The organism is Micromonospora sp. DT4, assembly GCF_049841675.1.
Taxonomy (GTDB): Bacteria; Actinomycetota; Actinomycetes; order Mycobacteriales; family Micromonosporaceae; genus Micromonospora.
The window spans coordinates 127258-133343 of sequence record NZ_JBNCKT010000005.1; the positions used below are offsets into that span (position 1 = coordinate 127258).

A 6086-nucleotide genomic window follows, 5' to 3' on the forward strand; every position below is an offset into this window, starting at 1 on the left:
GATCGAACTACCCTCATTGCCATGCCGCACCTAGACGCCGCTGATCCCCTGCCGTGCCGTCCTCGCCGCGTGCTGGTCGCCGGCACCTCGGGCGCCGGAAAGACGACCCTCGCCTCCCGCATCGCCACCTCGTTGCAAGCGCCGCACATAGAGATCGACGGCCTGTTCCACGGACCGTCGTGGACCAGACGGCCGTCCTTCGAAGACGACGTACACCGATTCAGCGCAGGCCCCTCCTGGGTGACCGAATGGCAGTACAGGGCGGTACGCACCCACCTCGCCGACCTCGCCGACCTGGTGGTGTGGCTGGATCTGCCGAAGATCACCGTGATGCGCCAGGTCGTCCGGCGGACCGTCGTACGCCGCCTTCGACGCCAACAGCTCTGGAACGGCAACGTGGAACCGCCGCTCTGGACCCTGCTCACCGACTCCGAGCACATCGTCCGCTGGGCGTGGAACACGCATCCTCAGACGGCCACACATATCGAGGCCCTGGCAGTCCGGCGCCCGGGCCTTTCCGTGGTTCACCTCCGCAGTCACGCCGCCGCCCATCGCTGGTTGCGCGGCCCACTGAGGGAGGCTCAGCCCTGCGAGTCGTGACCGTGGCTACGTTCACGGTTCGACAACCCCCGGAGCGTACAAAAGCGTTGGTCGGAGGCCATGACGCTGCTACTTATGGTCATAGTCGGCTCTCGTTCGACGGCCTGGGAACGGCATGATCTTGCAGGCAGACCGCGAACAAACCGGTCGCTGGGCCGACAACCGCCCGCTATGGTCCGCGGCATGCGGCTAGAGAAGATCACCCCGAAGAACTACGAGGCGGCTCTCGAAGTGTCGGTGCGCCCCGATCAGGAGGATCTGGTCGCGCCGGTGGTCAAGTCGCTGGCCGAGGCGTACGTCTTCCCCGACCACGCCTGGCCGAGGCTGGTCTACGACGGCCACCGGCTGGTCGGCTTTCTCATGGCCTTCCTCGCCATACCGTGGGGCGACAATCCCGATGACCTGCGCTCCGGCCTCTGGCGGCTGAACATCGCAGCCGACGCGCAGGGGAACGGCTACGGCCGGTTCGCCGCGCAGGCCGTATGCGCGGAGACCCGCGCCAGAGGCGGCACCCGGGCATACGTCACCTGGGCGTCCCGGGCAGGAGGGCCCGAGGAGTTCTACCTGAAGTTGGGCTTCAGGCCGACAGGCGAGCAGAGTGGAGGTCAGATAGTCGGCGTCCTGGACCTCTGAAGACGCGTCGTGGTCATCCGGCCTGTCCCGTCACTACTTCCAGCGGAAATGGACGAAGAGGCGGCCGAAGTTCTTCGAGTCCTTCTCCACGCGGTGGTAGAGCTGCTTGACGTCCTTCTGGTCGAGAAAGCGCAGCACCCGCTTCTTGAGCTGCCCCGACCCCTTGCCCGGGATGATCTCGACGAGGGTGGCCTTCTTCGCTACCGCCTCGTCCATGATCCCGCGCAGCGCGCGGTCGATGTCCTGCCCCTTGTTGAAGATCTCGTGCAGGTCCAGCTTGAGCTTCATGCCGCAGCCCCCGGCCGGTCAGGTCCCATGCCCGCCATCCTAGGCACGTCCCACGACTCGCCCCGCCCGACATCGAACGGGCGGCCAGGGCAGGCCCGACGACGAGGGGGCGGACCCTTGGGACCGCCCCCTCGCGCACCGCATCTGCTCCACGCTCAGCGCGTGCCGCCCACGCGGGTCTCCACCCGCTGTAGCGCGATCCGGTAGTCGTCGTTGGCCGCGTACATCGCCGCGGCGATCCGCAGGTGCCGCAGCGCGTCGGTGTGCCGGTTCAGCCGCTCCAGCGTCCGGCCCAGCACGTGGTGCGCGTAGTGGTCGCTCGGGTCCCGGTCGACCAGCTCCCGCAGCTGCTCCTCGGCCCGGTTGAGCTGGGCCGACTGGAAGTACGCCCGGGCCAGCAACTGCCGGACAGCCGCGTTGCCGGGCTCGGCGTCCACGATCGGCTCCAGCAGTCGGGCCGCTCCGCTCGGGTCACCGGTCTCGAAGAACATGGTCGCCCGCCGGTAGTCCGCCAGAAGATCCATCTGCCCACCTCCTCGGGTCGCGCCGTCACCTGTTCCGACGCTGGCACAACACCGGCCGTTTGGCGACTGTTCCCCGGGGCGGAATCGGTCAGGTTCGGGCGTCGCGACGCCCGGCCGACAGCTCCCAGGCCCGCACGCCGCCGACGATCCCGGCCGTGTTCGGCACCACCACCACGTCGTCGCCCATCCGGGCCAGCTGCTCCGGCCGGATCAGCCGCGAGTTGCCCCCGCCCAGGTAGAGCCGGTCCCACCGGAACACCGGGCGCAGCCCGTCCACGACCTGCCGGATGCGGCGGGACCAGAAGGCGTCGCCCAGTCGCCGGCGCTCCGGCTCGCCCACGTACGTGTCGTAGGTGGTGCCCCAGCGCACCGGCGCGTGCGACAGCTCCAGGTGCGGCGCGAGGACTCCCCCGTCGAAGAGGGCGCTGCCCAAGCCCGTCCCCAACGTCAACACCAGTTCGCAGCCGGTGCCCGCCACCACACCCGCCCCATGCACCTCGGCGTCGTTGAGCACGAGCGCCGGCACCCCGAACGCGTCGGCCAACGCGCCCCGCGCGTCCCAGCCGGACCACTCGGTCAGCAGGTCCGGGTCGACCCGGGACCGGGGTCCGCTGCGGGTGACGTAGTGCGGGGTGGCCACCACCACGCCGTGCCGGATCATCCCGGGGACGCCGACGGTCAGCCGGTCGGCCGTGGGGAGCCGTGCACCAAGGTCGAGCAGGGTCCGCACGAACAGGGCGGGAGACAGCGGGTACGGGGTCGGCACCCGCAGCGGTCGGGCGCGCATCGTGCCGGCCTCGTCGAGGACCGACGCCTTGATGCCGCCGCCACCGCAGTCGATCGCCAGTGTGGTCACCACGTCATGGAGTCTGCCCGCTGGGGGCGGGTCTCATGCGGGCGGGCGGATAGGCTGCCGTCCTGATGAGCGCCACGATGATCGTCAAGGACCTGGCCGCCGGGCACGGCGACCGCCCGCTCTTCGCCGGATTGGACCTGGTGGTCGCTCCCGGCGACGTGATCGGGCTGGTCGGGCCGAACGGGGCCGGGAAGTCGACGCTGCTGCGTACCCTCGCCGGGTTGTTGCCGGTCGAGGCCGGCAGCGTGCGACTCAGCCCGCCCACCGCGAGCGTCGGGCACCTGCCGCAGGAGCCGGAGCGGCGACCGGGCGAGACGGTACGGGAGTTCCTGGCCCGCCGGACCGGGGTGACCGGCGCGCAGGCGGCGCTGGACGCGGCGACCGAGGCGCTGACCGCCGGGGCAGCGGGCGCCGACGACGCGTACGGCGACGCGCTGGAGCGCTGGCTCGCCCTCGGCGGCGCGGACCTCGACGAACGCGCCGAGCAGGTGAGCGCCGACCTGGGGCTCACGGTCGACATGGACCACCTGATGTCCGGCCTCTCCGGCGGCCAGGCGGCCCGGGCCGGGCTGGCGTCGCTGCTGCTCAGCCGGTACGACGTGTTCCTGCTCGACGAGCCGACCAACGACCTGGACCTGGCCGGGTTGGAGCGGCTGGAGGAGTTCGTCACCGGACTGCGGGCCGGCACGGTGCTGGTCAGCCACGACCGGGAGTTCCTGACCCGAACGGTGACCCGGGTGGTGGAGCTGGACCTTCCGCAGCAGCAGGTCAACCACTACGGCGGCGGCTACGCGGCCTACCTGGAGGAGCGCGAGGTGGCGCGGCGGCACGCCCGCGCCGACTTCGAGGAGTACGCCGAGACCCGCGCCGGCCTGGAGGCGCGGGCGCGCACCCAGCGCTCCTGGATGGAGAAGGGCGTGAAGAACGCCCGGCGGAAGGCCACCGACAACGACAAGATCGGCCGCAAGTTCCGCAGCGAGGCGACCGAGAAGCAGGCGGCCAAGGCCAAGCAGACCGAACGGCTGATCGAACGGCTCGACGTGGTCGAGGAGCCCCGCAAGGAGTGGGAGCTGCGGATGGAGATCGCCGCAGCGCCCCGTGCCGGCGCCGTCGTGGCCACGCTGCGACATGCGGTGGTACGACGGGGAGGCTTCACTCTCGGGCCGCTCGACCTCCAGATCGACTGGGCGGACCGGGTGGCGGTGACCGGAGCGAACGGCTCGGGCAAGACGACCCTGCTGGCCGCCCTGCTGGGGCGGCTGCCGCTGGACGAGGGCACCGCCTCGCTCGGACCGGGCGTGGTGGTCGGTGAGGTGGACCAGGCCCGAGGGTTGTTCCTGGGTGACGCGCCGCTCATCGACGCGTTCCAGGCGGCCGTACCGCACCTGTCGCCGGCGGACGCGCGGACCCTGCTGGCCAAGTTCGGCCTGCGCGCGGCGCACGTCCCCCGGCCGGCGGCGACACTCTCTCCCGGCGAGCGGACCCGGGCGGCGCTGGCCCTGCTCCAGGGGCGCGGGGTCAACCTGCTCGTGCTGGACGAGCCCACCAACCACCTGGATCTGCCCGCCATCGAACAGCTCGAATCGGCGCTGGCCAGCTATCCCGGAACACTGCTGCTGGTCACCCATGACCGGCGGATGCTGGCCGCCATCGAGACCAACCGTCGGCTGCGGGTCGACGCCGGGCGGATCGCCGAGGATTGATCCGCGCCGAAGGGCCGGGCCGGGGTGAGAATGACGCCATGCTCAAGTGGGAGTACGCCCTGCTGGTCCGCCGCCGCCAGGCAGCGACCAACGACCTCGGCTGGGAGGTCGTCTTCGTCTGGTACGGCCCGGACGGTTCGATGGTGGACGTGACGCCGTACGGCGATACCGCGCTGGCCCACCTCAACCGGGCCGGCGACCAGGGCTGGGAACTGGTCGCGATGAGCGAGGACCCGTCCCTGCCCGGCAACCACGAACTGCACCGGTACCACCTCAAGCGGCCGAAGCCCGCCGCTCCCCCGCCCCGCCAACGGATGCGCGGAGGTCGCCGCACCCTGTCGGGCTGACCCCCGACGGCGCTGGACCGCAGCGCGAGCCCGGACCGGAGCGCGAGCCCGGACCGCAGCGCGAGCCCGAACCGCAGCGCGGGCCCGAACCGCAGCGCGGGCCCGGACCGCAGCGCGAGCCCGGACCGCAGCGCGAGCCCGGACCGCAGCGCGAGCCCGAACCGCAGCGCGGCACTCCGATGAGCGTGATGACTCTGAGGCATTTTGATGCCTCACAGTCATCAGCCTCGACAGGTAGGTGCCTCCGATGCGCCGACACGCCCGCCAGCAGTCGCGCTACGGCGAAACGGGAATACCGGGCGCGTATGCGGGTAACGCGCGGCGGGAGGTGGCCCGAATGGTCGCTTTGGCACAGACTCCGCCCTCGGCCGACCGGCTGCGGTTGATCGACGAGTTCCTCGCGCAGGCGTGGGCGGATCAGGTCCGACACGACGACCGGCTGCGCGACCTGGCGGTCGAGGTGCGGTTCGACCGAGGGGTCGCCCACCTCACCGGGGACGTGGCCGAACCCGCCGACCTACGGCTGGTACGGGAGTTGGTGGGGCGGCTGGCCGGCGTCTACGGCGTCTGGTGCAAGGTCGGCGTCGGCGGACGGAAGCCGGTGGTGGTGGACCTCGGCTGCGGCCCGACCAAGCAGTGGTCGGGCAACCTCGGGCTGGACATCTATCCCGCGCCGGGGGTGGACGCGGTGGCGGACCTCTCCGGCTCGCTGCCGCTGGCCGACGACTCGGTGGACGTCCTGTTCGCGGTGCACATCCTGGAGCACCTGATCGACTTCCTGCCCCTGGTGGACGAGTGCCACCGGGTGCTCCGTCCGGGCGGCGTCCTGCACGTCATGAGCCCCTGGTGGGGACACGTCAACGCGGTGGCCGACCCGACCCACGTCCGCCTGATGGACGTGCAGACGTTCAAGGGGATTTGCCAACTCCGGCCGCCGGGCACGCCGCGGTGGTACCCGCTGCACGCCGGGTGCGACGGCGCGTCGATCTTCGCCGACCTGACGCCCCTCCCCGCCGATGCCGAGCCGGCCCCGAACTCCCACCTGGCACGCTTCTTCGACTAGACGATCTATTCCAAGGGGGTCAGTGGTCGTATGCGGTCAGGGACCGTAGGACTGGCTGGTTGGTGTGCCAGT

8 protein-coding genes are annotated in these 6086 nt (G+C 71.2%); 5 read left to right on the forward strand and 3 right to left on the reverse strand.

The window, feature by feature from the left end; genetic code table 11:
* The first annotated feature begins 21 nt into the window (after positions 1-21).
* Together ACLQ24_RS03815 and ACLQ24_RS03820 are read left to right on the forward strand one after the other, a co-directional pair.
* Positions 22-600, forward strand: a complete 579-nt coding sequence (locus ACLQ24_RS03815) for an AAA family ATPase (protein ID WP_425888997.1) — start codon at positions 22-24, stop codon at positions 598-600.
* A 183-nt stretch (positions 601-783) separates the two neighbouring features.
* Positions 784-1233: a GNAT family N-acetyltransferase gene (locus ACLQ24_RS03820; RefSeq protein WP_425888998.1), complete on the forward strand. Its 450-nt coding sequence runs from the start codon at positions 784-786 to the stop codon at positions 1231-1233.
* A gap of 33 nt (positions 1234-1266) precedes the next feature.
* Here ACLQ24_RS03820 and ACLQ24_RS03825 read toward each other — a convergent pair whose 3' ends face one another.
* The 3 genes from ACLQ24_RS03825 to ACLQ24_RS03835 all read right to left on the reverse strand — a co-directional run bounded on the left by ACLQ24_RS03825 (position 1267) and on the right by ACLQ24_RS03835 (position 2904).
* The gene (locus ACLQ24_RS03825) at positions 1267-1521 is read right to left on the reverse strand and encodes a Smr/MutS family protein (RefSeq protein WP_007465523.1); all 255 of its coding nucleotides are present in this window, start codon (positions 1519-1521) and stop codon (positions 1267-1269) included.
* A 155-nt stretch (positions 1522-1676) separates the two neighbouring features.
* On the reverse strand, positions 1677-2045 hold the full coding sequence (locus ACLQ24_RS03830) for a tetratricopeptide repeat protein (protein WP_234582401.1): 369 nt from the start codon (positions 2043-2045) through the stop codon (positions 1677-1679).
* Positions 2046-2133: 88 nt separating this feature from the next.
* On the reverse strand, positions 2134-2904 hold the full coding sequence (locus tag ACLQ24_RS03835; protein ID WP_425888999.1) for an ROK family protein: 771 nt from the start codon (positions 2902-2904) through the stop codon (positions 2134-2136).
* 62 nt (positions 2905-2966) lie between these two features.
* Here ACLQ24_RS03835 and ACLQ24_RS03840 point away from each other — a divergent pair, with 62 nt between their 5' ends.
* From ACLQ24_RS03840 to ACLQ24_RS03850, 3 genes are all read left to right on the forward strand, one after another.
* Positions 2967-4604: an ABC-F family ATP-binding cassette domain-containing protein gene (locus tag ACLQ24_RS03840; RefSeq protein WP_425889000.1), complete on the forward strand. Its 1638-nt coding sequence runs from the start codon at positions 2967-2969 to the stop codon at positions 4602-4604.
* 38 nt (positions 4605-4642) lie between these two features.
* Positions 4643-4951: a hypothetical protein gene (locus tag ACLQ24_RS03845; protein WP_425889001.1), complete on the forward strand. Its 309-nt coding sequence runs from the start codon at positions 4643-4645 to the stop codon at positions 4949-4951.
* 337 nt (positions 4952-5288) lie between these two features.
* Complete coding sequence (locus ACLQ24_RS03850; protein WP_425889002.1) at positions 5289-6014, forward strand: methyltransferase domain-containing protein; 726 nt, start codon at positions 5289-5291, stop codon at positions 6012-6014.
* Positions 6015-6086 lie beyond the last annotated feature (72 nt).

Coding starts and splice junctions, on each gene's coding strand:
- ACLQ24_RS03815 (WP_425888997.1), top strand. CDS start 22: ATGCCGCACCTAGACGCCGCTGATCCCCTGCCGTGCCGTCCTCGCCGC.
- ACLQ24_RS03820 (WP_425888998.1), top strand. CDS start 784: ATGCGGCTAGAGAAGATCACCCCGAAGAACTACGAGGCGGCTCTCGAA.
- ACLQ24_RS03825 (WP_007465523.1), bottom strand. CDS start 1,521: ATGAAGCTCAAGCTGGACCTGCACGAGATCTTCAACAAGGGGCAGGAC.
- ACLQ24_RS03830 (WP_234582401.1), bottom strand. CDS start 2,045: ATGGATCTTCTGGCGGACTACCGGCGGGCGACCATGTTCTTCGAGACC.
- ACLQ24_RS03840 (WP_425889000.1), top strand. CDS start 2,967: ATGAGCGCCACGATGATCGTCAAGGACCTGGCCGCCGGGCACGGCGAC.
- ACLQ24_RS03845 (WP_425889001.1), top strand. CDS start 4,643: ATGCTCAAGTGGGAGTACGCCCTGCTGGTCCGCCGCCGCCAGGCAGCG.
- ACLQ24_RS03850 (WP_425889002.1), top strand. CDS start 5,289: ATGGTCGCTTTGGCACAGACTCCGCCCTCGGCCGACCGGCTGCGGTTG.